Annotated in this window: 23 protein-coding genes; 10 read left to right on the plus strand and 13 right to left on the minus strand. The window is 55.2% G+C overall.

The window, feature by feature from the left end; all coding sequences use genetic code 11:
- Positions 1-77 precede the first annotated feature (77 nt).
- Positions 78-1,481 (plus strand): class II fumarate hydratase, encoded by a 1,404-nt coding sequence (gene fumC / locus OOJ60_RS04110; protein ID WP_200033164.1) that lies wholly within the window; start codon positions 78-80, stop codon positions 1,479-1,481.
- Here fumC and tus read toward each other — a convergent pair.
- The 3 genes from tus to rstA form a co-directional block, all read right to left on the minus strand.
- Positions 1,478-2,407 carry a DNA replication terminus site-binding protein gene (tus, locus tag OOJ60_RS04115; protein ID WP_199957305.1) on the minus strand — a complete coding sequence of 310 codons (930 nt, stop codon included), beginning with the start codon at positions 2,405-2,407 and terminating at the stop codon, positions 1,478-1,480. The two genes, fumC and tus, sit on opposite strands and share 4 nt — an antisense overlap.
- A 73-nt stretch (positions 2,408-2,480) precedes the next feature.
- Positions 2,481-3,782, minus strand: a complete 1,302-nt coding sequence (gene rstB, locus OOJ60_RS04120) for a two-component system sensor histidine kinase RstB (protein ID WP_042282839.1) — start codon at positions 3,780-3,782, stop codon at positions 2,481-2,483.
- Positions 3,783-3,794: 12 nt separating this feature from the next.
- Positions 3,795-4,529 (minus strand): two-component system response regulator RstA, encoded by a 735-nt coding sequence (rstA, locus tag OOJ60_RS04125; protein ID WP_042282841.1) that lies wholly within the window; start codon positions 4,527-4,529, stop codon positions 3,795-3,797.
- Positions 4,530-4,655: 126 nt separating this feature from the next.
- Here rstA and OOJ60_RS04130 point away from each other — a divergent pair, with 126 nt between their 5' ends.
- Positions 4,656-4,991, plus strand: a complete 336-nt coding sequence (locus OOJ60_RS04130) for a GlpM family protein (RefSeq protein ID WP_205611978.1) — start codon at positions 4,656-4,658, stop codon at positions 4,989-4,991.
- Here OOJ60_RS04130 and folM read toward each other — a convergent pair.
- The 3 genes from folM to ydgH form a co-directional block, all read right to left on the minus strand.
- Positions 4,988-5,710, minus strand: coding sequence for a dihydromonapterin reductase (gene folM, locus OOJ60_RS04135; protein ID WP_199957303.1), 723 nt, complete (start codon positions 5,708-5,710; stop codon positions 4,988-4,990). The two genes, OOJ60_RS04130 and folM, sit on opposite strands and share 4 nt — an antisense overlap.
- Positions 5,711-5,768: 58 nt before the next feature.
- Positions 5,769-7,151, minus strand: a complete 1,383-nt coding sequence (locus OOJ60_RS04140; protein ID WP_205611979.1) for an amino acid permease — start codon at positions 7,149-7,151, stop codon at positions 5,769-5,771.
- 211 nt (positions 7,152-7,362) lie between these two features.
- The gene (ydgH, locus tag OOJ60_RS04145; protein WP_042282850.1) at positions 7,363-8,307 is read right to left on the minus strand and encodes a DUF1471 family protein YdgH; all 945 of its coding nucleotides are present in this window, start codon (positions 8,305-8,307) and stop codon (positions 7,363-7,365) included.
- A 527-nt stretch (positions 8,308-8,834) separates the two neighbouring features.
- On the opposite strand from ydgH, the gene pntA reads away from it, so the two are divergent.
- Both pntA and pntB read left to right on the plus strand, forming a co-directional pair.
- A complete protein-coding gene (gene pntA, locus OOJ60_RS04155) occupies positions 8,835-10,364 on the plus strand; it encodes a Re/Si-specific NAD(P)(+) transhydrogenase subunit alpha (protein ID WP_205611981.1) in 1,530 nt (509 codons plus the stop codon).
- 10 nt (positions 10,365-10,374) lie between these two features.
- Positions 10,375-11,763, plus strand: coding sequence for a Re/Si-specific NAD(P)(+) transhydrogenase subunit beta (pntB, locus tag OOJ60_RS04160; RefSeq protein WP_205611983.1), 1,389 nt, complete (start codon positions 10,375-10,377; stop codon positions 11,761-11,763).
- Between the two features lie 84 nt (positions 11,764-11,847).
- Here pntB and OOJ60_RS04165 read toward each other — a convergent pair whose 3' ends face one another.
- Positions 11,848-12,882: an AI-2E family transporter gene (locus tag OOJ60_RS04165; RefSeq protein ID WP_205611984.1), complete on the minus strand. Its 1,035-nt coding sequence runs from the start codon at positions 12,880-12,882 to the stop codon at positions 11,848-11,850.
- Between the two features lie 136 nt (positions 12,883-13,018).
- Between OOJ60_RS04165 and OOJ60_RS24820 the strand changes: the two genes are divergently transcribed.
- The 3 genes from OOJ60_RS24820 to mdtI all read left to right on the plus strand — a co-directional run bounded on the left by OOJ60_RS24820 (position 13,019) and on the right by mdtI (position 13,979).
- Complete coding sequence (locus OOJ60_RS24820) at positions 13,019-13,189, plus strand: protein YdgV (RefSeq protein WP_080949895.1); 171 nt, start codon at positions 13,019-13,021, stop codon at positions 13,187-13,189.
- 108 nt (positions 13,190-13,297) lie between these two features.
- Entirely contained in the window at positions 13,298-13,663 is a 366-nt protein-coding gene (gene mdtJ, locus OOJ60_RS04170) for a multidrug/spermidine efflux SMR transporter subunit MdtJ (RefSeq protein WP_120714877.1), read from the plus strand.
- The gene (mdtI, locus tag OOJ60_RS04175) at positions 13,650-13,979 is read left to right on the plus strand and encodes a multidrug/spermidine efflux SMR transporter subunit MdtI (RefSeq protein WP_042282862.1); all 330 of its coding nucleotides are present in this window, start codon (positions 13,650-13,652) and stop codon (positions 13,977-13,979) included. Before mdtJ ends, mdtI begins: the two co-directional genes overlap by 14 nt.
- Before the next feature lie 35 nt (positions 13,980-14,014).
- Here mdtI and OOJ60_RS04180 read toward each other — a convergent pair whose 3' ends face one another.
- The 3 genes from OOJ60_RS04180 to OOJ60_RS04190 form a co-directional block, all read right to left on the minus strand.
- A complete protein-coding gene (locus tag OOJ60_RS04180; RefSeq protein ID WP_205611985.1) occupies positions 14,015-14,836 on the minus strand; it encodes a trypsin-like serine peptidase in 822 nt (273 codons plus the stop codon).
- A gap of 270 nt (positions 14,837-15,106) precedes the next feature.
- The gene (asr, locus tag OOJ60_RS04185) at positions 15,107-15,355 is read right to left on the minus strand and encodes an acid resistance repetitive basic protein Asr (protein ID WP_148365357.1); all 249 of its coding nucleotides are present in this window, start codon (positions 15,353-15,355) and stop codon (positions 15,107-15,109) included.
- 145 nt (positions 15,356-15,500) lie between these two features.
- Complete coding sequence (locus OOJ60_RS04190; RefSeq protein WP_060569726.1) at positions 15,501-16,754, minus strand: MFS transporter; 1,254 nt, start codon at positions 16,752-16,754, stop codon at positions 15,501-15,503.
- Positions 16,755-16,875: 121 nt separating this feature from the next.
- Between OOJ60_RS04190 and OOJ60_RS04195 the strand changes: the two genes are divergently transcribed.
- The 3 genes from OOJ60_RS04195 (at position 16,876) to bioD (ending at position 19,945) form a co-directional block, all read left to right on the plus strand.
- Positions 16,876-17,775 carry a LysR family transcriptional regulator gene (locus tag OOJ60_RS04195; RefSeq protein ID WP_205611986.1) on the plus strand — a complete coding sequence of 300 codons (900 nt, stop codon included), beginning with the start codon at positions 16,876-16,878 and terminating at the stop codon, positions 17,773-17,775.
- A 128-nt stretch (positions 17,776-17,903) separates the two neighbouring features.
- On the plus strand, positions 17,904-19,124 hold the full coding sequence (gene mlc, locus OOJ60_RS04200) for a sugar metabolism global transcriptional regulator Mlc (protein ID WP_042282872.1): 1,221 nt from the start codon (positions 17,904-17,906) through the stop codon (positions 19,122-19,124).
- A 125-nt stretch (positions 19,125-19,249) separates the two neighbouring features.
- Positions 19,250-19,945, plus strand: a complete 696-nt coding sequence (bioD, locus tag OOJ60_RS04205) for a dethiobiotin synthase (protein ID WP_042282874.1) — start codon at positions 19,250-19,252, stop codon at positions 19,943-19,945.
- On the opposite strand, the gene clcB is transcribed toward bioD, so the two are convergent.
- The 3 genes from clcB to osmW all read right to left on the minus strand — a co-directional run bounded on the left by clcB (position 19,901) and on the right by osmW (position 23,100).
- Positions 19,901-21,190 (minus strand): voltage-gated ClC-type chloride channel ClcB, encoded by a 1,290-nt coding sequence (gene clcB, locus OOJ60_RS04210; protein WP_205611987.1) that lies wholly within the window; start codon positions 21,188-21,190, stop codon positions 19,901-19,903. The two genes, bioD and clcB, sit on opposite strands and share 45 nt — an antisense overlap.
- A 114-nt stretch (positions 21,191-21,304) precedes the next feature.
- Positions 21,305-22,453, minus strand: a complete 1,149-nt coding sequence (osmV, locus tag OOJ60_RS04215; protein WP_042282877.1) for an osmoprotectant ABC transporter ATP-binding protein OsmV — start codon at positions 22,451-22,453, stop codon at positions 21,305-21,307.
- Positions 22,453-23,100, minus strand: coding sequence for an osmoprotectant ABC transporter permease OsmW (gene osmW, locus OOJ60_RS04220; RefSeq protein ID WP_042282879.1), 648 nt, complete (start codon positions 23,098-23,100; stop codon positions 22,453-22,455). Before osmW ends, osmV begins: the two co-directional genes overlap by 1 nt.
- Between the last annotated feature and the right edge of the window lie 5 nt (positions 23,101-23,105).

The following is a 23,105-nucleotide window of genomic DNA, read 5'->3' on the forward strand; positions in this document are numbered from 1 at the left end:
GTTAATACTCATAAGACCGCAAGCAAGTGGGCAATGTCGAACATAACCTCATCAACGCATTAAGTAAGGAGAAGGTAATGGTAACGGTACGCCGCGAGAAAGATTCGATGGGTGCAATTGATGTCCCGGCAGATAAACTGTGGGGCGCGCAAACCCAACGTTCACTGGAGCATTTTCGTATTTCGACCGAAAAAATGCCCGTCGCGCTGATCCACGCGCTGGCGCTCACTAAGCGTGCAGCGGCAAAGGTGAACGAGGATTTAGGGCTGCTCTCGCCGGAGAAGGCCTCTGCCATTATGCAGGCCGCCGACGAAGTGCTGGCAGACAAACATGCCGATGAGTTTCCGCTGGCTATCTGGCAGACCGGTTCCGGTACGCAAAGTAATATGAATATGAATGAAGTTCTGGCGAACCGGGCAAGCGAGCTGTTGGGCGGAGTGCGCGGAATGGATCGCAAAGTGCATCCCAATGATGACGTCAACAAGAGCCAAAGCTCAAATGACGTTTTCCCGACGGCCATGCATGTGGCTGCGCTGCTGGCGTTACGTAAGCAACTTATTCCGCAACTGACGATATTAACCCAGACCCTGCGCGAGAAATCCCACGCCTTCGCCGACATTGTCAAAATTGGTCGTACCCACCTACAGGACGCCACGCCGCTGACGCTCGGTCAGGAAATCTCCGGCTGGGTGGCAATGCTTGAGCATAACCATAAACACCTGGAGGCCAGCCTGTCGCACGTGGCGGAACTGGCGCTTGGCGGCACCGCCGTTGGTACAGGTCTGAATACCCATCCTGAATATGCGCGTCGCGTGGCCGATGAACTGGCGGTGATAACCCAGGCGCCGTTTGTTACCGCACCCAATAAGTTTGAAGCGCTTGCCACCTGTGATGCGCTGGTACACGCTCACGGCGCGCTGAAAGGGCTGGCGGCCTCACTGATGAAAATCGCCAATGATGTGCGCTGGCTGGCTTCTGGTCCGCGCTGCGGCATTGGTGAAATCGCTATCCCGGAAAACGAACCGGGCAGTTCGATCATGCCGGGCAAGGTTAACCCGACTCAATGTGAAGCGTTGACGATGCTGTGCTGCCAGGTGATGGGCAACGATGTGGCAATCAACATGGGAGGGGCGTCGGGAAACTTCGAACTCAACGTTTATCGCCCGATGGTGATTCATAATTTCCTGCAATCTGTGCGTCTGCTGGCCGACGGCATGGAAAGCTTTAATGCCCATTGCGCGACAGGGATTGAACCGAACCGCGAGCGCATCAACCAGTTGCTTAACGAGTCGCTGATGCTGGTCACCGCGCTGAATACCCACATCGGCTATGATAAAGCGGCAGAGATCGCCAAAAAAGCGCACAAAGAGGGGCTGACGCTGAAAGCCGCCGCTCTGGCGCTGGGCCACCTCAGCGAAGAGGAGTTTGATCGCTGGGTGCGGCCAGAGCAGATGGTCGGCAGCATGAAGCCGGGCCGTTAATCCGCCACGTACAGGTGCAGCCGGGGAATCATCAACCGTAGCGGCTGCGCCTGGGGTTTAAAACGGTGCTGAACATTATCGGCATCGTAATTCAGCAGTTCGCCGATGTCGGGCACACCCGCGCCGTTATCCGTGCTGATTAACGCAATCAGCGGGGTCGGGCAGGCGTGTTGCACCTGCTTCTGTTTCCCTTTATACCAGACCCTGGCGATGGGCTGGACCTTGACCGGACGCTTAATTTTCAATTTCGCCCGCTGCGGTAGCGCGGCGATATCCTGGTATTCTCGCTCCAGCTTTGCCTGCCACTCCTCGCGGGTCCAGGGATGTACGCTACGTGGGGTGTTGAGGCTTTTTTCAAGCTGGGCCAACACCTCGTCGCGGGTGAGATTCTTGATGATATGTTTATTCGCCCAGCCGAAGCGCAGCGTCGCCGGATCGTTAATCACCGTCAACGCGCGGTAGGCATTTAGCGTGATCAACCCGGGTAAATGACGATGCACCCATTCAAATCGCGCTGCAGAGGGTAAGCCTGACTCCACGGTAACGATATATTCGAAGGTGGTTTTCAACTGGTTTATCTGTTCAACCTGACGCTGTAACGCCTGCTGACTGGCGTTATCCACCCGAAAGCAGATCACGCCGGGCAGACGAACCGCCGCTTTGCTGCTGCGCTTCTCCGACTGCTGCTGAATGAACAGGTGGCGATAATGCGCTAACGCCAGCGACAGCGCTTCTTTACCCAGATGCTGTTTGACCGCAATGGTCTCCAGCGGGTTATGCTCATCTTCTTTACTGATCTCCGGCAGGGAAAAAACGCGGGCAATCGTCAGGGGTTGCTGGCTGAGCGCTTCCGTCAGCGCCGCGAGCGCCTGCTCCATCTGACGAAACGTGCTGTTCAGTCGGTCGACAAGATCGTAGCGTGCCATGATTGATTCTCATTAGTTACAACATACTTTTTTATAGCACAACTTTTCGTCGGCGGCTACAGTGCGGTCGTCGTCAGGCAAGGGATTCTTGCGCGATGGGGGACCGGAGAGGCCAGCTAAAACGAAATTGCGCGCCGCCAAGGTGGCTTACGCCGCAGCTCACCGTCCCCCCCATCGCCATCGCGATGGAGTGGACAATGGCGAGCCCAAGACCGCATCCACCGGTGGCGCGATCGCGGCTGGGGTCCAGGCGCACAAAAGGTTCGAACACCTTTTGCCGGGCATCGGGCGCGATGCCTGGGCCGTCATCCTCGACAATCAACGTCGCGAGGTGTCCGTCCCGCAGCAGGCTAATTTCAACGGTCGTTTTGCAGTAACGCAGTGCGTTGTTGAGTAAGTTATCCAGAACGCGCTCCAGCAGACGCATATCCAGTGCGCCGTAGTGCCCGCGAACGACCTGTGAGAGGGTTAGCGTGCGTTCCGGAGTGACGCTCTGTACGTCTTCAATGTGCGACGTAATCCACGCCGGGAGGTCCGGTTCGCTAAGGTGCAGTTCATTTTGCGGCCTGTCGAGACGGGCATAAGTTAATAGCTCCTCGATCAGCGACTCAAGCTGCCCGATGTCACGATTAAGCGCCAGCGACTCCTGGTGACTGAGGTTTTCGCTCATCTCCAGCCGATAGCGAAGACGCACCAACGGCGTGCGCAGTTCATGGGCGATACCGTCAATCAACTGTTTTTTACTGGCGATCAGCGCAGTGATGTTGTCAGCCATCTGGTTAAAAGCAATGCCCAGCCGCTCAAAGCTGGAACCGCTGTTGAAATTCAGTCGCTCGCCCAGATGACCTTTACCGAAACGCTGAGCCGCAGCTTCAAGTCGCAGCATGTCCTGCCAGTGAGGACGCATCCAGATAAACACCGGCAGGGCGAGTGAAATGGCGATGATCGCCATCAGCGCGATGTCCAGCAGGCGCATCTGATGCAGGTAGTAGAGATAGGGCACCGGACCGACGGCTAGCACGTAGTGGCTGCGCGGAATACGCTGAATAAAGGTGTACTGATCGTCCAGCGCAATAATGTCGCCGCTGCGAAGGCGCTCCATTGAGGACGCGTCCAGCCGGAAGTGGGTCAGCGGTTCAACGCGTAAGTCGAAGGAGAGATTGAGATCCATCTGTTTGATGGTCTTACCCCAGTCACGGGGCGGGATCTCCCGCAGTTCACTGCGCATCAGGTACAGTGAGCTTTTCATCAAATCATCCAGCGACTGCCTTCCGGCGCGCTCGGCGGTGAATTTGTAGACCAGGCCAACCAGCAGGGTCATCACCAGAAAGCAGACAAACAGCAGGAGATAAAACTGCACAAAGAGTTTTTTCATTCCATTCTCCACTCAGTATGCGGTTTCATCATCCCAGGCATGGGGCGCAAACAAGTAGCCTTTGTTTCGCACGGTTTTTATGCGATAGGGTTCCGTGGCGTTATCGCGCAACTTTTTACGCAGACGTGAAATTGCGACGTCCACGCTACGATCCAGTCCGTCGTAGCTGACGCCGCGCAAATTTTTCAGCAGCGCGTCGCGATCCATAATCTGTCCGGCATGGGTCGCCAGTTCCCATAACAGTTCGAAATCGGCGGTGGAAAGGGAGACCTGTTCGCCGCCCAGCGACACTGAACGGTTAATCGGATCGACCCTCAGCGAGCCAAAGCGTAAAGGGTTGTACGGCGTCGCGCCGCCGCTCTGAATGCCTTTCGCCAGAGTGGCGTGTTCGCTTTGACGTAAATGCAGGCGCAGGCGGGCGAGTAGCACGGCAGGGGGCGTCGTTTTCAGTATGTAGTCGCAGGCGCCCATTTCCAGAGCGAGGATGTGATTCATATCGCTGTCGAGAGAGGTAAGCAGCACAATCGGTCCCTGCCAGCGCCCCTGAATATCACGACACAATGTCATACCGTCTTTGCCGGGAAGCATGATGTCCAGCAGGACCAGATCGGGCTGCACTTCCAGAATACGCGCTTCCGCCTTATCACCGCGCGGCTCAACCACTACGTCAAAATCGTGTTTTGCCAGATAAGCTGCGATGAGCGCGCCAACCTCAGGATCGTCTTCGACAAATACAATCGTGTTCATGCCATTATTGCCAGACTAAAAACGCCAACATACACCGCGGCGGCGCCGCCTTCCATTAATCTTTCCTAAACGGAAGCGCTTCCGTTATGCTAACAGCCGATGTTATTGATGTGTTAAGGCAAGGCAATGGGACTCGTAATAAAAGCCACTCTCGGCGCGCTGGTAGTGGTGGTGATCGGCTTACTGGCAAAAACGAAAAATTATTATATTGCAGGGTTGATTCCGCTATTTCCCACTTTCGCGTTGATCGCGCATTACATCGTCGCCAGCGAGCGCGGTATCGAAGCGTTAAGAACCACCATCATATTCAGTATGTGGTCGATCATTCCCTATTTCGTGTATCTTCTGTCGCTCTGGTATTTCACCGGGGTGATGAAGCTACCGATGGCGCTCGGCGGGGCGGTTATTTGCTGGTGCCTGAGCGCCTGGCTGCTGATTTTTTGCTGGGTCAGGCTGCACTAACGCAAATGGCGGCCGCCGTCGACGGCGAAACTGCGGCCAGTCACGAAGCAACTGGTCAGCAGATAATCGATTAAATCGATCACCTCTTTTTCACCCGGCGCCGTTTTCATTAACGATTTATTCAGCGCCTGCTGACGGTATTCCGCGTCGTCGCCCTCATTAAATAAAATGAGCGACGGGGCGATAGCGTTCACTTTTACTTCCGGAGCCAGTTTGCGGGCAAAAGAGCGGGTCATGTTGTCCAGCGCAGCTTTACTGGCGGCATAGGCGATATGTTTATCGCTGCCGCGCTCCACCACGTAATCGGTGAAATGAATAATGTCGCTGGCGGCATGACCGTGGCCGCGCAACATGCCTTCAAGAGCGTGGTTGAGCAGATAGGGCGCATTGACGTGGATCTGTAGCATGCATGCCAGCACGTCGGTCAGGGGCGTACCGGGTTTTTCCGCCATCCATGCGCTGGCGTTATGCACGATTGCCCGTAACCCTGGGGCGCTTTCTTTCACGGTGTCAGCAAAAGCTAACACGCCTTCATTGGTGGAAAAATCGGCCTGAATACAGAGTGCGCCCGCTTTCGCCAGTCCGTCAATCGCCGGATAAGGGGTACGATAGCTGACGATTACCGGCTGTTGCTGATGAATAAAATGCCAGGCGATGGCCAGTCCAATGCGGCGTCCGCCCCCGGTGATCAGAATCGGCAAAGGGTGTTTGTTTCCCATCGAAAGCTCCTTATGCGCCTGCAAGCCAGGCAATTCGCGTTAAACGATGGGATGACAATTACCCCACCAACAGCCAGGTCGCCGGAACCGCGGCAACCAGCAGCAGTCCAATCAAAATCAGTTCCTGACGATTCAGAACAGTATCATGTGTATGCGTTTTACGCGCGTACAGGAACACCAACAGACCCGGCGCGTACAGCACCACGGAAAGCAGCAGGTGCATCGGGCCCGACGCATACAATAACCATAAGCCATAAATGCAGGCTCCGACACCCACGGCCTGGTGCAGGGGACGCGTTGCGATTTTCAGCAGGAACGCGCCAACCAGAAAATAGGGCACCAGAATCATTTCTGATGCAATGGTCAGCAGGGTGTTGTAGTCGGAACCTGTGAGCCAGATCAGCACCAGACACACCTGAACGCAGATGTTAGTCAGCCACAGCGACGCCGACGGCGCGCCCTGGGCATTCTGGCGCGCGAAAATACGTGGAAACGCTTTATGGGTCGAGGCCAGGAACGGCACTTCGGCGGCCATAATCGTCCAGCTGAGGTACGCGCCGCAGACAGAAACAATCAACCCGGCGGCAATAATAATTTCGCCCCACGGTCCCATCATCTGCACCATCAGACCCGCCATCGACGGGTTACGCATTTCGGCCAGATCTGGTCGCGCAACCACGCCCAGCGAGAGCAGGGTGACCAGCAGATAAACGCTAAGCGCAGCAAGTACCGCCAGTAGCGTGGCGCGACCGACGTCCTGTTTGTTGCGGGCGCGTGCTGAGACCACCACCGCGCCTTCTACGCCGATAAAGACCCAGAGGGTAATCAACATGGTGTTCTTCACCTGCTCCCAGACAGGAACGCCCAGCGCTACGCCGGTGAAGTCGAGGTTAAACGTATCCAGACGGAACGCCATTATCGCTAACACGACGAATAACCCCAGCGGCAACAGCTTGGCAAGCGTCGCTACCAGGTTGATGCTCGCGGCGGTCTGTACTCCGCGCAGCACCAGAAAATGGACCACCCACAGCAGAACCGAGGCGCCGACGATCGACTGCCAGGTATTGCCATCGCCAAACAGGCGAAGTGCGGGGGTGTCAGTGAAGAAACTGAGCGCTGAAAACACGATGACAAGATAAGAAACGTTCGCGATAACGGCGCAAAGCCAGTAACCCCAGGCGGAGCAAAAACCGATCAGCTCACCGAAGCCTTCGCGGGCATAGGTGAAGATGCCGCCATCCAGGTCGGGACGGATACGGGTCAGAATCAGCATGGCGAACGCCAGCAGTAAAATACCCGCGCCGGTTATAGCCCAGCCAATCAGCAGAGCTGACGGGCTGGCAACAGCGGCCATGTTTTGCGGCAGACTGAACACACCAGCGCCAAGCATCGAGCTTAAAACCAGCGCAGTGAGCGCGCTCAGTCCCAGTTTTTTTTCCATGATTATCCAGTTTCAAAGGAACGGTGGAGAATAATTATTATGGCAAAACGCATAAAAATGGTGAAAGCCACTAAGGCGCGGGATTTTACGGAGAGAAGGGGCTGTATGCAATGTTCGCGGAAAGATTTGTGACTGATTGTGCGAAAAGTCGGCCTGATGGTGTTAATCACTCTTGCCCGGCAGCGCTTTCGCGTACCGGGCCTGTAGGAACTTACTTATACAGATCGGCGCTGATGGTCATATTATTACCACGTTCCTGCCACTGGCGGGTGATGTGATAATACTTGGCGCCTTTCTTCGCCGCACGCTTCGCGACCTGATAAGAGACTTCGGTCATGTTGCTGTAGTTACCGGTGAACTTAATGCTGTCAAACGGCACCATCATTGCCGCAGTGGCCTTGTTCAGTTCTTCGACTTTGGTACCATCCGAAAGTGTGACGGTGTAACGTCCACCTTTGGTTGACTGGGTTTCAAAGAAGCGGCCTACTTCCGCGCTCGGCGATGCGGTGGTGGCTACGCCCGGGATCTCAACGTTCTTCGCGGCGGCGCCGCCCGCGGCCAGCGCTGCGCGTCCAGCATCAGAATCGGCCGGGATGGCGTCCGGGCTCTGAACGATACGTTTTTTCGCATCTTCTTTATAAATAAACGCGGTAATACGCTGGTTGCCGCCCTGGTTCGCATCAACCTGACGCACGATATAGAAGGAGTAGGCGCCTTTTTCTTTCGCCGCTTTGGTTATGGCGTCATTCACTTCCGGCTGGCTGCGGTAGAAGCCCTGGACCGTTACGGTATCGTACGGTTCCAGCAGAACAGCCTGAGCTTTCGGTAACTCCACTACACCGTTAATTACGCGATTTTTGCTGTCTTCCGCTTTTTCCGCGTCAGCTTTGTAAAGGTCGGCCACAACGCGCCAGTTGCCGCTGTTACCAAAATCGGAGGTGTCTACAACATAAAAAGAGGCGGCGCCTTCTTTATCCGCGCGGCGATTGACGGCTTTGACCGCATCGCCAATCGCGTTAAAACGGCCCGTGACGACAACGCGGTCATAAGGTTTCAGTGCAGCCGCTTGCTCCGGCGTCAGTTCCGTTGCTGCGTTCGCAGAAAAAGCCGTCGCAGAGAGCAGTGCGGACGCCAGGAGAGTGTTCTTAAGCTTCATAAAAATAATCCTTCGCCTTGCGCAAACCAGGTACTGGTATTGTTATTGACTAGAAACGTGGCTGATTATTGCATTTAAACCTGGTGAATGTCTGCGTCATTTTTCAATCAACATAACGAATGCGGTCACAAGGCCGATAACAAAATGTGATATGTCGAAAAAATGGGCGCTTCGCGGCCTAAACTAATGAACAGACAGAATTTCATAAGTTAATTTAATGTTAATTAATTGATCTGCAATGGCGCTAAATCATGTTTTGCCGCTTCGCTTGAGCGAATTATGGGCCTTTGGCAAGGATTTGAAGGTCATTATCCCGGTCAGAGGGCTGAATCGTTCATATTTTGCAGATTACCTAACAAATACTGATTTTTGGCGCTAGATCACAGGCGCTATTTTCAGTACGTTATATGGAGTTTGTTACTGTTTTATTGAGCCGGGGTAAGACTTTACCTCCCGCGTGAAATTGCGTGCGCAACTTCACGATCACTGACAAACCATCATCAAAAATAACGATGGAAGGGAACATTATGCGAATTGGCATACCAAGAGAACGGTTTACCAATGAAACCCGAGTCGCAGCCACGCCGAAGACGGTGGAACAGCTGCTGAAGCTGGGTTTCACCGTCGCGGTAGAGAGCGGCGCGGGTGGACTGGCAAGTTTTGACGATAAGGCTTTTGCTGACGCGGGCGCTGACATTGTGGATAGCAGCGCAGTCTGGCAATCCGAGGTGATTCTGAAGGTCAACGCGCCGCAGGACGATGAAATTGCGTTACTCAACCCGGGCACCACGCTGGTGAGCTTTATCTGGCCGGCGCAAAATCCGGAGTTAATGCAGAAGCTTGCCGAGCGTAATGTGACGGTCATGGCGATGGATTCGGTGCCGCGCATTTCACGCGCCCAGTCGCTTGACGCGTTAAGCTCGATGGCAAACATTGCGGGTTATCGCGCGATCGTTGAGGCGGCCCACGAATTTGGTCGTTTCTTTACTGGTCAGATTACGGCCGCAGGGAAAGTCCCGCCGGCCAAAGTGATGGTGATCGGCGCCGGGGTGGCGGGGCTGGCCGCGATTGGCGCGGCGAACAGCCTGGGGGCGATTGTCCGCGCTTTCGATACCCGTCCGGAAGTGAAAGAACAGGTCCAGAGTATGGGCGCGGAATTCCTCGAGCTGGATTTTAAAGAGGAAGCGGGCAGCGGCGACGGCTACGCCAAAGTGATGTCCGAAGCGTTTATTAAAGCCGAAATGGCGCTGTTCGCCGCGCAGGCGAAAGAGGTAGACATCATTGTTACCACCGCGCTGATCCCCGGCAAACCCGCGCCGAAGCTGATCACCCGTGAAATGGTTGATTCAATGAAGGCGGGCAGCGTGATAGTGGATCTCGCGGCGCAAAATGGCGGCAATTGCGAGTACACCGTTGCAAATGAGGTGGTCACCACCCCGAATGGCGTGAAGATTATTGGCTACACCGACCTGCCAGGGCGTCTGCCGACGCAGTCCTCTCAGCTGTACGGCACCAACCTGGTTAACCTGCTGAAACTGCTTTGCAAGGAAAAAGACGGCACGATCAATGTCGATTTCGACGACGTTGTGGTGCGCGGCGTGACGGTCGTGCGTGACGGGGAAATTACCTGGCCTGCGCCGCCAATTCAGGTTTCCGCGCAACCTAAAGCCGCGGTGAAAGCCGCGCCGGAAGTGAAAGAGTCGGAGAAACCGGCGTCGCCGTGGCGTAAATATGCGCTGATGGCGCTGGCGATTATTCTGTTCGGTTGGCTGGCTGATGTCGCGCCAAAAGAGTTCCTCGGTCACTTTACCGTATTCGCGCTCTCCTGTGTGGTGGGTTACTACGTCGTGTGGAATGTCTCCCACGCGCTGCATACTCCGCTCATGTCCGTGACCAACGCTATTTCCGGGATCATCGTGGTGGGCGCGCTGTTGCAAATTGGCCAGGGCGGCTGGGTGAGCTTCCTCAGCTTTATCGCGGTGCTGATTGCCAGCATTAATATTTTCGGTGGCTTCACCGTGACTCAGCGCATGCTGAAAATGTTCCGGAAAAACTAAGGGGTAACACATGTCTGGAGGATTAGTTACAGCTGCATACATTGTTGCCGCGATCCTGTTTATTTTCAGCCTGGCGGGGCTTTCAAAACATGAAACGTCCCAACAGGGAAATAACCTCGGTATCGCCGGGATGGCGATTGCGCTGATTGCCACGATCTTCGGCCCCGATACCGGCAACGTCGCCTGGATCCTGGTGGCGATGATCATCGGTGGCGCGATTGGTATTCGTCTGGCGAAGAAAGTCGAAATGACCGAAATGCCCGAGCTGGTGGCGATTCTGCATAGCTTTGTTGGCCTGGCTGCGGTGCTGGTCGGCTTTAACAGTTATCTGTATCACGAAGCGGGCCTGGATCCGGTTCTGGTGAACATCCATTTGACGGAGGTGTTCCTGGGTATCTTTATCGGCGCGGTGACCTTTACCGGGTCCGTTGTCGCGTTTGGTAAGCTGCGCGGGAAGATCTCTTCTAAACCGCTGATGCTGCCGAACCGGCATAAAATGAACCTCGCGGCGCTGGTCGTGTCTTTCCTGTTACTGCTCGTTTTTGTCCGTACCGAGAGCGTCGGTTTGCAGGTGCTGGCGCTGCTGGTGATGACCATCATCGCCCTGGCGTTTGGCTGGCATCTGGTGGCCTCCATCGGCGGCGCGGATATGCCGGTCGTCGTTTCAATGCTGAACTCCTATTCGGGCTGGGCGGCGGCGGCGGCGGGCTTCATGCTGAGCAACGATCTGCTGATTGTGACCGGGGCGCTGGTTGGTTCTTCCGGTGCGATACTGTCATATATTATGTGTAAGGCGATGAACCGTTCGTTCATTAGCGTCATTGCAGGCGGTTTCGGCACCGATGGTTCGTCATCTGGTGGTGACGAAGAAGTCGGCGAGCACCGTGAGATTAGCGCGGAAGACACCGCAGAAATGCTGAAAAACTCGCATACCGTGATCATCACCCCCGGCTACGGTATGGCGGTGGCGCAGGCGCAATATCCAGTGGCGGAAATCACTGAGAAGCTGCGGGCACGCGGCATCAAGGTCCGTTTCGGTATCCATCCGGTCGCCGGACGTTTGCCTGGCCATATGAACGTTCTGCTGGCCGAAGCCAAAGTGCCTTATGACATCGTGCTGGAAATGGATGAAATCAACGATGATTTCTCTGACACCGACACCGTGTTGGTGATTGGCGCTAACGACACCGTCAACCCGGCGGCGCAGGACGATCCGGGCAGCCCAATTGCCGGCATGCCGGTACTGGAAGTCTGGAAAGCGCAGAACGTTATCGTCTTTAAACGCTCAATGAACACCGGTTATGCAGGCGTACAGAATCCGCTGTTCTTCAAAGAGAACACCCATATGTTGTTTGGCGATGCCAAAGCCAGCGTGGATGCGATTCTGAAAGCGCTTTAAGATATGGGGCGCCTGATGCCACTGTGTTTATCAGGCCCACCGATCTCCTGACGGCCTCTGCGGAGGCCGTTTTCTTTTACTGGTTTACGCTTTATTCACATCGCTAAGCAGAATGGCGATGCTCTGTCCGGCAACGGTTTGTTCAAGGGCAATCTTCACGATAATCGTCAGCGGCACTGAAAGCAGCATGCCTACCGGGCCCAAAAGCCAGCCCCAGAAAATCAACGACAGAAATACCACCAGCGTCGATAGACCAAGTCCCCGACCCATAATGCGGGGTTCCAGAATGTTACCAAACACGAGGTTAATCATCAGATACCCCGCCAGTACGACCAGCGCGTCGTACAGGCCGCCAAACACCAATACCTGCGCGATTGGCGGGATCGCTGCCAGCACGGAACCGATATTGGGAATATAGTTTAGCGCAAACGCCAGCAGTCCCCAGACGAACGCGAAACGCACCTCAAGCGCTGCCAGCATTGCCCACACCACTAAGCCAGTGACGATGCTGATGGCGGTTTTAAGCACCAGATAATGCGACACGCTGTCAATCGCGCGCTGTATTGCCGCCATGCCTTCCACCGGGCGGGTCAATATCTGCTGGAATTTCGTGGGCAGTTGCGGAACCTCCAGCAGCATAAATACCACCGTCAGCAGAAGCAGAAAAATCGACGACATGGCATTGGACAACTGCGCCAGCAGATTGGTCACCAGCGTCATCGCCGCATTCGGATCGATATACTTCACCAGTTCATCAACGGAAACGCCAATGCCTAAACGAACCAGCCAGGGTTCGAGATTTTTTAGCGGAACGACCAGCGAGGAACGATACTGCGGCAATGTGCGCGCCAGTTCGTTTAATGAGGTTCCAAGATAAGCCAGTAGCAGCACCATCGCCATCACGATGATTAACACCAGTATTGAAATGGCCATCACGCGCGGAACGCGCAGTTTTACCATCCGCTGAACCAGCGGATTGAGTACCACAGCAAGAAATATCGCCAGAATAAACGGGACGATAATATCCGCCGCGAAGCGAATGCCAGTAAGAATGATCACCAGCATGCCGAGCATAATAACGATCTTTAAACCGTTCAGCGTAATGATTGGCTTAGCCATGCGTTTTCCTGAAATTTTGGTCTTGCCGGATATAATAATGTGATTTCTGTCGCGTCGTCCTGGCAGAAATCAAACGGGGAGGGTAAAGAAGTGAAAAGGTTTTGAGTTAATTCTTAGGCTGTGGTACAAATCAGGCGTGTTCAACTACCGAGGACAATTATCATCCGCGATGACGAGAAGCAACACTGCGGATAATTGTAATATTATGGACAATATGTTCAGGACGTTTTTTTCCACCCAGACTCTTTTACGCACGTCTTCCTCTTTCCTGCTTGCCGGTGAGCAGCACTGGCGCAACGCGCTTTAGTCCCTTTCTTCTGCTTACGCTCGCGTCATGCGCTGAGCTGACTGATTTTATTTTCAGGTTTGCTGCCTTCAGCAAGCCCAATGGATTATATTCTCAAGCAGGAGAAGCATCATGTTTTACTGGATTTTATTAGGCCTGGCCATTGTGGCAGAAATTACCGGGACGCTGTCGATGAAATGGGCAAGTGTTAGCGATGGCAACGGCGGATTTATTTTGATGCTGGTGATGATTACGTTGTCATATATTTTCCTCTCATTTGCCGTAAAAAAAATCGCCCTCGGCGTCGCCTATGCGCTGTGGGAAGGTATTGGCATTTTGTTTATTACGCTGTTCAGCGTGCTGCTATTTGACGAAGCGCTCCCGGCGATGAAAATTGCGGGGTTGACGATGCTGGTGCTGGGGATTGTGCTGATTAAATCCGGCACCCGTAAGCCACGCCGCACGACGAAGGAGGTGAACCATGCAGCAGTTTGAATGGGTTCATGCCGCGTGGCTGGCCGTGGCGATCGTGCTGGAAATTATGGCTAACGTCTTTTTAAAATTCTCTGACGGTTTCCGGCGTAAATTCTACGGCATTCTGTCGCTGGCCGCCGTATTAGCGGCGTTTAGCGCGCTCTCCCAGGCGGTAAAGGGCATTGACCTGTCGGTAGCCTACGCGCTGTGGGGCGGTTTTGGTATCGCCGCGACGCTGGCTGCCGGTTGGATTCTGTTTGGTCAACGTTTGAACCCTAAAGGATGGATTGGCGTTGCGCTACTGCTGGTCGGTATGGTGATGATTAAACTTGCCTGAAGTTCTGCCGCCCGCCTCGCGCGGGCGGCGTTGTCTTATGGCTGTTCAGCCAGCGCATCCAGCTTATCGCGAAAGCCGGTCACCGAAATGGCGCGATTATCGGCCCGCCAGCGGTCTTTAGCCGCAGGGGCTGAACTCTGTACGCCAATGAGCTGCCAGCCCGTCGCCGTTTTAAGCATCAGAGGAGAACCGCTGTCACCGGGAAGGGTATCACACTGATGCGACAACACCGCCTTTTGCGCCCAGCCGGTGACGATACAGTCCTGATGGGAATAAAGCGTGTTGAGATGATCTTCCGGATAGCCTGACTGGGTGACTTTACGTCCGGCTTCTTTCAGCGCTGCGGTCAGGGCGTCTTTATCCCCGTCGAATAAAGGTAATGGGGTGATGCCTGAGGGGGGATAACGCAGTACGATCAGACCAAAATCCCATGATGCCGCGGCAGGGGGGACAATCCAGCCATCGCCATCGGCTTTCAGACGCTTACCCAGCCCCGGATCAACCCGACCTTCAATCCCGTGAATTTCGTAACGCCAAATCCCTTTTTTGGACACAAAACGCAGCACGACGGCTTTATCCGGTGTGCCTCTGGGCGGGGTTAATAAACAATGTCCGGCAGTGAGCGCCAGGTGTGGCGAGATAAGCGTGGCGGTGCAAAGATTGCCGCTGGCGGTTTCGAGTTGGCCAATCGCATCCCACGGCGCATCGGTTGGATCCTCAACCGGAACACGATCGTCCTGACCGAAAAATAGCGTTTTGACTTCACTGGTATCGGTTTGCGCATCAGGTTTGTCCGCATACGCCATACCCGATGTAAAACAAAACGAGCCCAGTAATACAGCAACGGTTTTACGCATATCACACTCTGGTGGGTAATTATGATTATTAAAAGAAAACCCTCAGTAAATACTATAGACGTAACGACGGAGAAGTGAGAGCAAAATCAGCGAACTACGATCAGGCGAACCAGAAGCGGATAGCAATAAGCGCGCAGAAAATTAATGAAATAAGAATGACCTCAAAACGATAACGACCCACGCTGAAGCCCTCCGAAGAAAGGCGCTGAACAGGGCGTCCAGCGCCAGCATACGTTAGCGCAAAGGGGCGCGCCGACGTTTTAACGGGAATTATGCTGCAGGCTGGGCAGCCGGTTTAGCGGCTTGATGCGTGGCGGTTTTTTTGCTGTGTTTTTTAGCCGCTTGCGCTTTTTGCTCTGGCGCTTTCTGTGGGGCCGCTTTGTGATGCTTTTTAGTATGAGTGGTTTTTGCCGGAGCGCTTTGCGTTGCCGGAGCGGGAGAGGTTGCCGTCTCTGCCGCAAACGCGGCGGAAGACAGACCCATAGCAGCGGCAACAACCAGAGCTAATACGTTTTTCATTTTCATACCCTCGATTTGGTTTTTCATTCAACCCCACTGCGGGGCCGTTGAAAATACTTTATCGCTGATAATCGAGGACGTCCGTGAGTCATTGGTATCGGCGTGTAACCCTATGTACAGCGCCAACCGAAATAATTCTACCAGGTCAAACGTGCAGACGGCGATGCAGGCGCAGACCGACAACAATCGCCAGCACCAGCATAATAGCGATAAACCCACCGACGCCGTTCCAGCCGTAATTGTGCCAGAATACGCCGCCCAGCGTCCCGGCGATGCTTGATCCTACATAGTAGCTGAACAGATACAGAGACGACGCCTGACCTTTTGCGCGGCGGGCGCGCGGACCGATCCAACTGCTTGCCACTGAGTGGGCGGCGAAAAATCCGGCGGAAAAGAGCAGCATACCGGTGAAAATCAACCAGAGTGAACTGAAGAGGGTCATCAACAGGCCAACCAGCATTACGCCCGTAGAAACCACCATGACCGGACCTCGCCCGTAGCGGACGGTCATGGCGCCCGCCTTCGGCGAACTCCAGGTGCCGGTCAGGTAGGCGACCGACAGCAGGCCGACCACCGCCTGACTCAGTTCCCAGGGGGACAGCATCAGCCGATAGCCAATGTAGTTAAACAGGGTGACAAAGGATCCCATCAACAAAAAGCCTTCCGCGAACAGCAGCGGCAGCCCGCGGTCACGCCAGTGCAGGCGAAAGTTGATAAACAGCGACTTAGGCCGTAAAGAGGTCGGGCGGAAATGGCGCGATTCCGGCAGGATTTTCCAGAACATCAGGGCTGACGCGAGGGCGAAACAGCCAATCGCGGCCAGCGCAATACGCCAGCTGAAAAAGTCTGTTACCACACCGCTGATCAAGCGCCCACTCATTCCGCCGATGGAGTTTCCGCTGATATAGAGCCCCATGGAAAAAGCGACAAAACTGGGGTGAATCTCTTCGCTCAGATAGGTCATCCCAACCGCCGCCACGCCGCTGAGCGAAAGACCAATCAGCGCACGCATGATCAGAATGCCGTGCCAGCTTGTCATTAGGGTTGACAGCAACGTACAGCAGGAGGCCAGCAGCAGGGCGGTAACCATTACCGGCTTACGGCCAATCGCGTCTGACAATGGACCGGTAAACAAGAGGCCAACGGCCAGCATTCCGGTAGAGATCGACAGTGAAATACTGCTGCTTGCAGGCGACACGCCAAACTCGTGAGAGAGCACGGGAAGAATAGGCTGTACGCAATAAAGCAGGGCAAAGGTCGCCAGACCTGCCGAGAACAGCGCCAGCGTGACGCGCATGAAGGAGGATGTCCCCCGTTTGATAAACTGAACCGGCTGAGAAATGCGCTGTGGTTCAATGTCGCCTGCCGACGCGTCACTGACCGTAGTTGTACGACTCACTTGAAATCCTTGCTCAATAGCCCCGTGACGAAAAGGGACGGGCGCAACCCTGATGATTAGGGTAGGAAAATCTCAATATTCTGTCTAATATATTAATTATCTCAAATAATATGTTAAAGATATGAATATTGAGTTACGTCATCTGCGCTATTTCGTTGCTGTTGCAGAAGAACTTCACTTTGGACGCGCCGCCGCCCGTCTGAATATTTCGCAGCCGCCGCTAAGTCAGCAAATTCAGATGCTGGAACAGCATGTTGGCGCGCGACTGCTGGCGCGTACCAATCGCAGCGTGGCGCTGACCGCGGCGGGCAAGCAATTCCTCGCTGACAGCCGTCAGATCCTTGCGCAAGTGGACGATGCCGCCGCTCGCGCGGCGCGGCTCCATCAGGGAGAAGCGGGGGAGTTACGCATCGGCTTTACCTCCTCTGCGCCGTTTATCCGCGCCGTCTCCGATACGCTGTCCCTGTTCCGCCAGCATTATCCTGACGTGCACCTTCAGACCCGGGAGATGAATACTCGCGAGCAGCTCACGCCGCTTGGCGAAGGGGCGCTGGAGTTGGGGCTCATGCGCAACACGCCGCTACCGGAAACGTTACAATACGAAGTGATCTTGCATGAACCTTTAATGGCCATGATTCCGCGCGCGCACCGACTGGCGCAAAAGCCCGTGGTGACATTAGCGGAACTGGCAAAAGAGCCGTTTGTCTTTTTCGACCCGCATGTTGGCACCGGCCTTTATGACGACATTCTCGGGTTAATGCGCCGCTATAATCTTTCTCCGGTCATTACGCAGGAGGTGGGGGAAGCGATGACCATCATCGGCCTGGTTGCCGCAGGTTTAGGTGTCTCCATTCTTCCGGCGTCGTTCAAAAAGGTGCAGCTTAATGAAATGTGCTGGGTGCCGCTGGCGGAAGAAGATGCCGTTTCCGAAATGTGGCTGGTCTGGTCCTGCCACCGTGAACACAGTCAGGCAGCGATCCGTTTTCGCCAGCAGTTACTTCAGGCAGTGAGAAGCGCTTAAATTAATTTAATAACGGCTAAAAATGTGCGGTAAATCACACGGCTAAGTAAAAAGTTGACGTTGCGTATTGAAGTACTTCACCATAGCCTACAGATTATTTCGGAGCGCGAAAATAAAGGGAGTCAGAGGTGGTTGCTGATAGTCAGCCTGGGCACATCGATCAAATAAAGCAGACCAATGCGGGCGCGGTTTATCGCCTGATTGATCAGCTGGGGCCGGTATCGCGTATCGACCTTTCTCGTCTCGCGCAGCTTGCGCCAGCCAGTATCACCAAAATTGTCCGTGAAATGCTGGAAGCGCATTTGGTTCAGGAACTGGAAATCAAAGAGGCCGGAAGCCGGGGCCGACCCGCGGTAGGGCTGGTGGTGGAGACCGAGGCCTGGCACTATTTATCTCTGCGTATCAGCCGGGGCGAAATCTTTCTCGCATTACGCGATCTCAGCAGTAAGCTGGTCGTCGAAGAGTGTCTGGAACTGCCGCTTGACGACGAACAGCCGTTACTCGAACGTATCATCACGTTGATCGACCAGTTTTTCATCCGTCATCAGCAGTTGCTCGAACGCCTGACCTCTATCGCCATTACTCTGCCTGGCATTATCGATACCGAAAACGGTATCGTGCACCGGATGCCCTTTTATGAAGATGTGAAAGAGATGCCGCTGGGGGAAGCGCTTGAACAACACACCGGAGTGCCGGTGTACATTCAGCATGACATTAGCGCATGGACGATGGCGGAAGCTCTGTTTGGCGCGTCTCGCGGCGCGCGCGATGTGATTCAGGTGGTCATTGACCATAACGTTGGCGCAGGGGTCATCACCGACGGGCATTTGCTACACGCAGGGAGCAGTAGCCTGGTGGAGATCGGGCATACACAGGTCGACCCTTACGGTAAACGTTGCTACTGCGGCAACCACGGTTGTCTGGAAACCATCGCCAGTATCGAGAGCGTACTTGAGCTGGCCCAGCTTCGTCTGGGGCAGTCGATGAGTTCCACGCTGCACGGGCAGCCGCTCACCGTGGATTCACTGTGTCAGGCCGCGCTACAGGGCGATCTACTGGCAAAAGATATTATCGCGGGCGTCGGGGCCCATGTGGGGCGCATTTTGGCGATCATGGTGAATTTATTTAACCCGCAAAAAATACTGATTGGCTCGCCGCTGAGCAAAGCCGCTGATGTGCTGTTTCCGGCCATCGCAGACAGCATTCGGCAACAGGCGCTACCTGCCTACAGCAAAAATATGGTTGTCGAGAGTACGCAGTTTTCTAATCAGGGCACCATGGCCGGCGCCGCACTGGTAAAAGACGCGATGTATAACGGTTCTTTACTGATTCGTCTATTACAGGGTTAACATTTTTGATTTGATCTACCAAAATTTGCGCTAACGCAAGCTGAGCTATTCTGGCATACCTTAGACTTTCTCTACTGTATTATTTTCCTGGCTTATATTTTCGAAGCATAACGGTGGAGTTAGTGATGCTGAAGCGTTTCTTTATTACAGGTACAGACACTTCTGTTGGGAAGACGGTGGTTTCCCGCGCATTACTACAAGCGTTAGCGTCGGGTGGTAAAAGCGTGGCTGGCTATAAGCCTGTCGCCAAGGGCAGTAAAGAGACCCCGGACGGTCTGCGCAATAAAGACGCGTTGGTGCTGCAGAGCGTCTCTACGCTGGACTTGCCCTATGAAGCGGTGAATCCCATCGCGCTGAGCGAAGATGAAAGCAGCGTCGCCCACAGTTGTCCCATCAATTACACCCTGATTTCTGACGGGCTGGCCAGCCTGACTGAAAAGGTCGATCACGTTGTGGTAGAAGGCACCGGCGGCTGGCGCAGCCTGATGAACGATCTGCGCCCGCTCTCCGAATGGGTGGTTCAGGAACAGCTTCCGGTACTGATGGTGGTGGGCATTCAGGAAGGGTGTATCAACCATGCGCTGCTGACAGCCCAGGCGATCGCCAATGACGGCTTACCGCTGATCGGCTGGGTCGCAAACCGCATCAATCCGGGCCTCGCGCACTACGCCGAAATTATCGACGTGCTGAGCAAAAAACTGCCCGCGCCGCTGATTGGCGAGCTGCCTTATCTGCCGCGCGCTGAGCAGCGAGAACTGGGTCAGTACATTCGCCTGTCAATGCTCGGCAGCGTGCTGGCGGTAGATCGAGTCGTGGCGTAAGGTTCGCGACAGCACCGAGGCCAGTACACAGGCTATCAACAAGCCGGGGAGCAGTCGATACTCTCCGGTCATTTCACAAATCATCAGCGCCGACATTACGGGCGCATGCGTTGTCGCTGCCAGCAGCGTCGCCATTCCCGTTAAGCCTAACAAGACCGCCAGTTCGTCGGAACCGGGAAGCCACATTCCCCAAATGCGTCCAACAAACATCCCTACGGCCAGGCCGATAAACAGCGTCGGGGTGAATACGCCGCCAGGCGCGCCGGAACCGCTGCTGGCCAGCACCGCGAGCAGCTTGCAAAGAAAAATCCCCATGACAACCGCCATCAGCGGCGGCGAAATCAGAAATGACTGCACCACGCTGTAGCCGTTGCCCCATACCGTTGGCGTGAGCAGGGAAAGTAAGCCGACGATGAGCCCGCCCAGCGCCAGCTGCAACGGCGGTGACAGTTTGAGCAGAAGAAATGCGCGGTGGCTGGCAGACATCAACCCCATCAACAGGGGACCGCAAAGACCGGCAAGCAGGCCTGTGCTGACGATCAGTCCGTACTCGGTAAGATGCAGCGACCGCGACAGATGAACCGTGTAGAGCACATCGTTACCCCCGTTCAGCGCATGGGTGATCAGCAGCGCTACCACGGCGGAAACAACGACCGGACCGAGGGACGCCAGCATCAACGTACCAAACAGGACTTCCGCAATAAACAGGCTGCCCGCCAGCGGGGCGTGATACGCGCTGGCCATACCTGCCGCCGCGCCGCAGGCGATCCACAATTTCCACTCGTGCTGAGGCGCGAACCGGCGGGCAAAGCAGGAGGCCGCCAGCGCGGCCAACAAAATCATCGCCCCTTCACGACCAATCGCGCTACCGCTGGCGACCACCAGTAGCGAAGCCAGGGATTTGATTAAGCTCGCGCCATAATCAAACCGACCGTCGGTTTGCAGGGCTTCCATATAGTCAGTGGGCGCGTGCGGTCGCAACTGGCTGCGCTTTTGCCATCCCCACAGCAGCAAACCGGCCGCCAGTCCTCCCAGCGCTGGCGTCAGGACGCGTCGCCAGGGCGACAGACCCGTCGCGGCGTTGACCAGACTGCCGCTGTCATTGCTGAGAAATACCCATTCCAGCAATAGCATGGCATGACGGAAGCAGGCAACCGCCAGCGCGGCGAAGATGCCCACGAGGGCGGCAAAGCACAGGCGGCGAAACATGGCGCGTAGATCGGGCCAGGCATGGAGACGATGCATAAACGGTTACAGGAAGTCTGAAACCGTCTATTTTGCGGGGAAAAGGGCACAGAAGCAAAGCCGTGAGTGCGAAAAGGGGTAGCCTGATCAGCAACCCTCTGTCAGGCTACGCGGTTAATGACTGTCGTGGATGTTCAACGCCCGGCGGGTGCGTCCCGAACTCAGGTAATCGGCAATATAGTCCTGGGAAATTTCACCGTTGTAGCGGCCGTCTTCATCGACAATGGGCATCCAACTGGTGTTACTCTCGTACAGACGCGACAGCACGATACGCAGGTTATCTTCCGCCTTTCCGGTGATGCGGAAGGGATGAATGATATCCGAACAGACCCCGGTGGCGTTCCGCGCTTCCCGGCGCTTAACGAAGCCCACGGGTTTTCCGTCGGCATCCACCACGGTGATCGCGCGAATATCGTTATCGTCCATGATGGCAAAGGCCTCCTGCAGCGGGGTAGTGGGACGTGCCGTCAGCGTCGGCTGCTGATCGGTGACATCCCCCGCTGAAACCAACAGCAGACGTTTAAGCGTTCGGTCCTGGCCGACAAACGAGCCGACAAACTCGTTAGCCGGCTTCGCCAGCAGTTCATCCGGGCTGGCGCACTGGACGATTCGCCCCTGCCGAAAAACCGCGATCCGATCGCCGAGCTTCAGGGCTTCATCAATATCATGACTCACCAGCATAACGGTCTTTTTCAACGCGCGCTGCATTTCCAGAAACTGGTTTTGGATCACTTCCCGGTTAATGGGGTCAACGGCGCCAAACGGTTCATCCATCAGCAGTACCGGCGGATCGGCTGCCAGCGCGCGGATCACGCCGATACGCTGCTGCTGCCCCCCGGACATCTCTTTTGGATAGCGGTGGAGAAATTTCTTCGCATCCATTGCCACCATATCCATTAACTCCTCCGCGCGTCGTTGACAGCGGGCCTTGTCCCAGCCCAGCATCCTCGGCACCACGGTGATGTTCTCTTCAATCGTCATGTTCGGGAACAGGCCGATTTGCTGGATCACGTAGCCAATATTGCGGCGCAAGGTGACAGTATCCATTCCGCTGGTGTCTTCGCCGTTGATCAAGATATTACCGCTGCTGGGCGTGATCAGGCGGTTAATCATTTTCAGCGTGGTGGTTTTGCCACAGCCTGACGGCCCCAGCAGAACGCACATTTCGCCTTCCGGAACGTTCAGATTAACGTTATCTACCGCCTTCAGCGGTTGGCCCTTCTTCTGGGAAAATTGTTTGGTGAGGTTTTCCAGTTTTATCATTATCGAATCCCCTTTGGTGTCAGAACGACCTGCAGGCGATGCAGTAGCCAGTCCAGCACAATCGCTAAAATACAAATCAACAACGCACCGGCGATCAGCATGCGAATATCGCTGCCGCCGATACCGTTTAATAACAGTAAGCCCAGACCGCCCGCGCCAATCACGGCGGCGATCGCCATTACGCCGATGTTCATGACCACAGCGGTGCGAATACCGCCAAATATCACCGGTAGCGCCATCGGAATTTCAACCCAGCGCAGGCGCTGCCAGAAGGTCATGCCGATACCGCGACCGGCCTCACGCAGCCCCGGCGGCAGACTGTCCAGCGCCGTATGGGTATTGCGCACGATTGGCAGCAATGAATAGAGGAATACCGCGGTAACGGCGGGTAACGCGCCGATTCCCTGACCGATCAGCGAAAAGAGCGGGATCATTAAGCCAAACAGCGCAATAGACGGGATGGTGAGCATCAGGGTCGCGAAGCTGAGAACCGGCGTGGCCAGCCATTTGTGGCGAACAATCAGCACGCCCAGCGGTACGCCAATCACTATTGCCAGGCCGACGGCCAACAGCACCAGCCATAAATGCTGGAAGGTAAGGCTGGCGAGATAGCCCGCGTTATCAATCATGAAATGAATCGTGTCCATATTGG

It is taken from the genome of Citrobacter sp. R4, from assembly GCF_026719175.1.
Taxonomy (GTDB): domain Bacteria; phylum Pseudomonadota; class Gammaproteobacteria; order Enterobacterales; family Enterobacteriaceae; genus Citrobacter_A; species Citrobacter_A sedlakii.

Bases quoted from the DNA above. Each gene is read 5' to 3' on its own strand.
- fumC (WP_200033164.1), top strand. From the start codon at position 78: ATGGTAACGGTACGCCGCGAGAAAGATTCGATGGGTGCAATTGATGTC.
- tus (WP_199957305.1), bottom strand. From the start codon at position 2,407: ATGGCACGCTACGATCTTGTCGACCGACTGAACAGCACGTTTCGTCAG.
- rstB (WP_042282839.1), bottom strand. From the start codon at position 3,782: ATGAAAAAACTCTTTGTGCAGTTTTATCTCCTGCTGTTTGTCTGCTTT.
- rstA (WP_042282841.1), bottom strand. From the start codon at position 4,529: ATGAACACGATTGTATTTGTCGAAGACGATCCTGAGGTTGGCGCGCTC.
- OOJ60_RS04130 (WP_205611978.1), top strand. From the start codon at position 4,656: ATGGGACTCGTAATAAAAGCCACTCTCGGCGCGCTGGTAGTGGTGGTG.
- folM (WP_199957303.1), bottom strand. From the start codon at position 5,710: ATGGGAAACAAACACCCTTTGCCGATTCTGATCACCGGGGGCGGACGC.
- OOJ60_RS04140 (WP_205611979.1), bottom strand. From the start codon at position 7,151: ATGGAAAAAAAACTGGGACTGAGCGCGCTCACTGCGCTGGTTTTAAGC.
- ydgH (WP_042282850.1), bottom strand. From the start codon at position 8,307: ATGAAGCTTAAGAACACTCTCCTGGCGTCCGCACTGCTCTCTGCGACG.
- pntA (WP_205611981.1), top strand. From the start codon at position 8,835: ATGCGAATTGGCATACCAAGAGAACGGTTTACCAATGAAACCCGAGTC.
- pntB (WP_205611983.1), top strand. From the start codon at position 10,375: ATGTCTGGAGGATTAGTTACAGCTGCATACATTGTTGCCGCGATCCTG.
- OOJ60_RS04165 (WP_205611984.1), bottom strand. From the start codon at position 12,882: ATGGCTAAGCCAATCATTACGCTGAACGGTTTAAAGATCGTTATTATG.
- mdtI (WP_042282862.1), top strand. From the start codon at position 13,650: ATGCAGCAGTTTGAATGGGTTCATGCCGCGTGGCTGGCCGTGGCGATC.
- OOJ60_RS04180 (WP_205611985.1), bottom strand. From the start codon at position 14,836: ATGCGTAAAACCGTTGCTGTATTACTGGGCTCGTTTTGTTTTACATCG.
- asr (WP_148365357.1), bottom strand. From the start codon at position 15,355: ATGAAAAACGTATTAGCTCTGGTTGTTGCCGCTGCTATGGGTCTGTCT.
- OOJ60_RS04195 (WP_205611986.1), top strand. From the start codon at position 16,876: ATGAATATTGAGTTACGTCATCTGCGCTATTTCGTTGCTGTTGCAGAA.
- bioD (WP_042282874.1), top strand. From the start codon at position 19,250: ATGCTGAAGCGTTTCTTTATTACAGGTACAGACACTTCTGTTGGGAAG.
- clcB (WP_205611987.1), bottom strand. From the start codon at position 21,190: ATGCATCGTCTCCATGCCTGGCCCGATCTACGCGCCATGTTTCGCCGC.
- osmV (WP_042282877.1), bottom strand. From the start codon at position 22,453: ATGATAAAACTGGAAAACCTCACCAAACAATTTTCCCAGAAGAAGGGC.
- osmW (WP_042282879.1), bottom strand. From the start codon at position 23,100: ATGGACACGATTCATTTCATGATTGATAACGCGGGCTATCTCGCCAGC.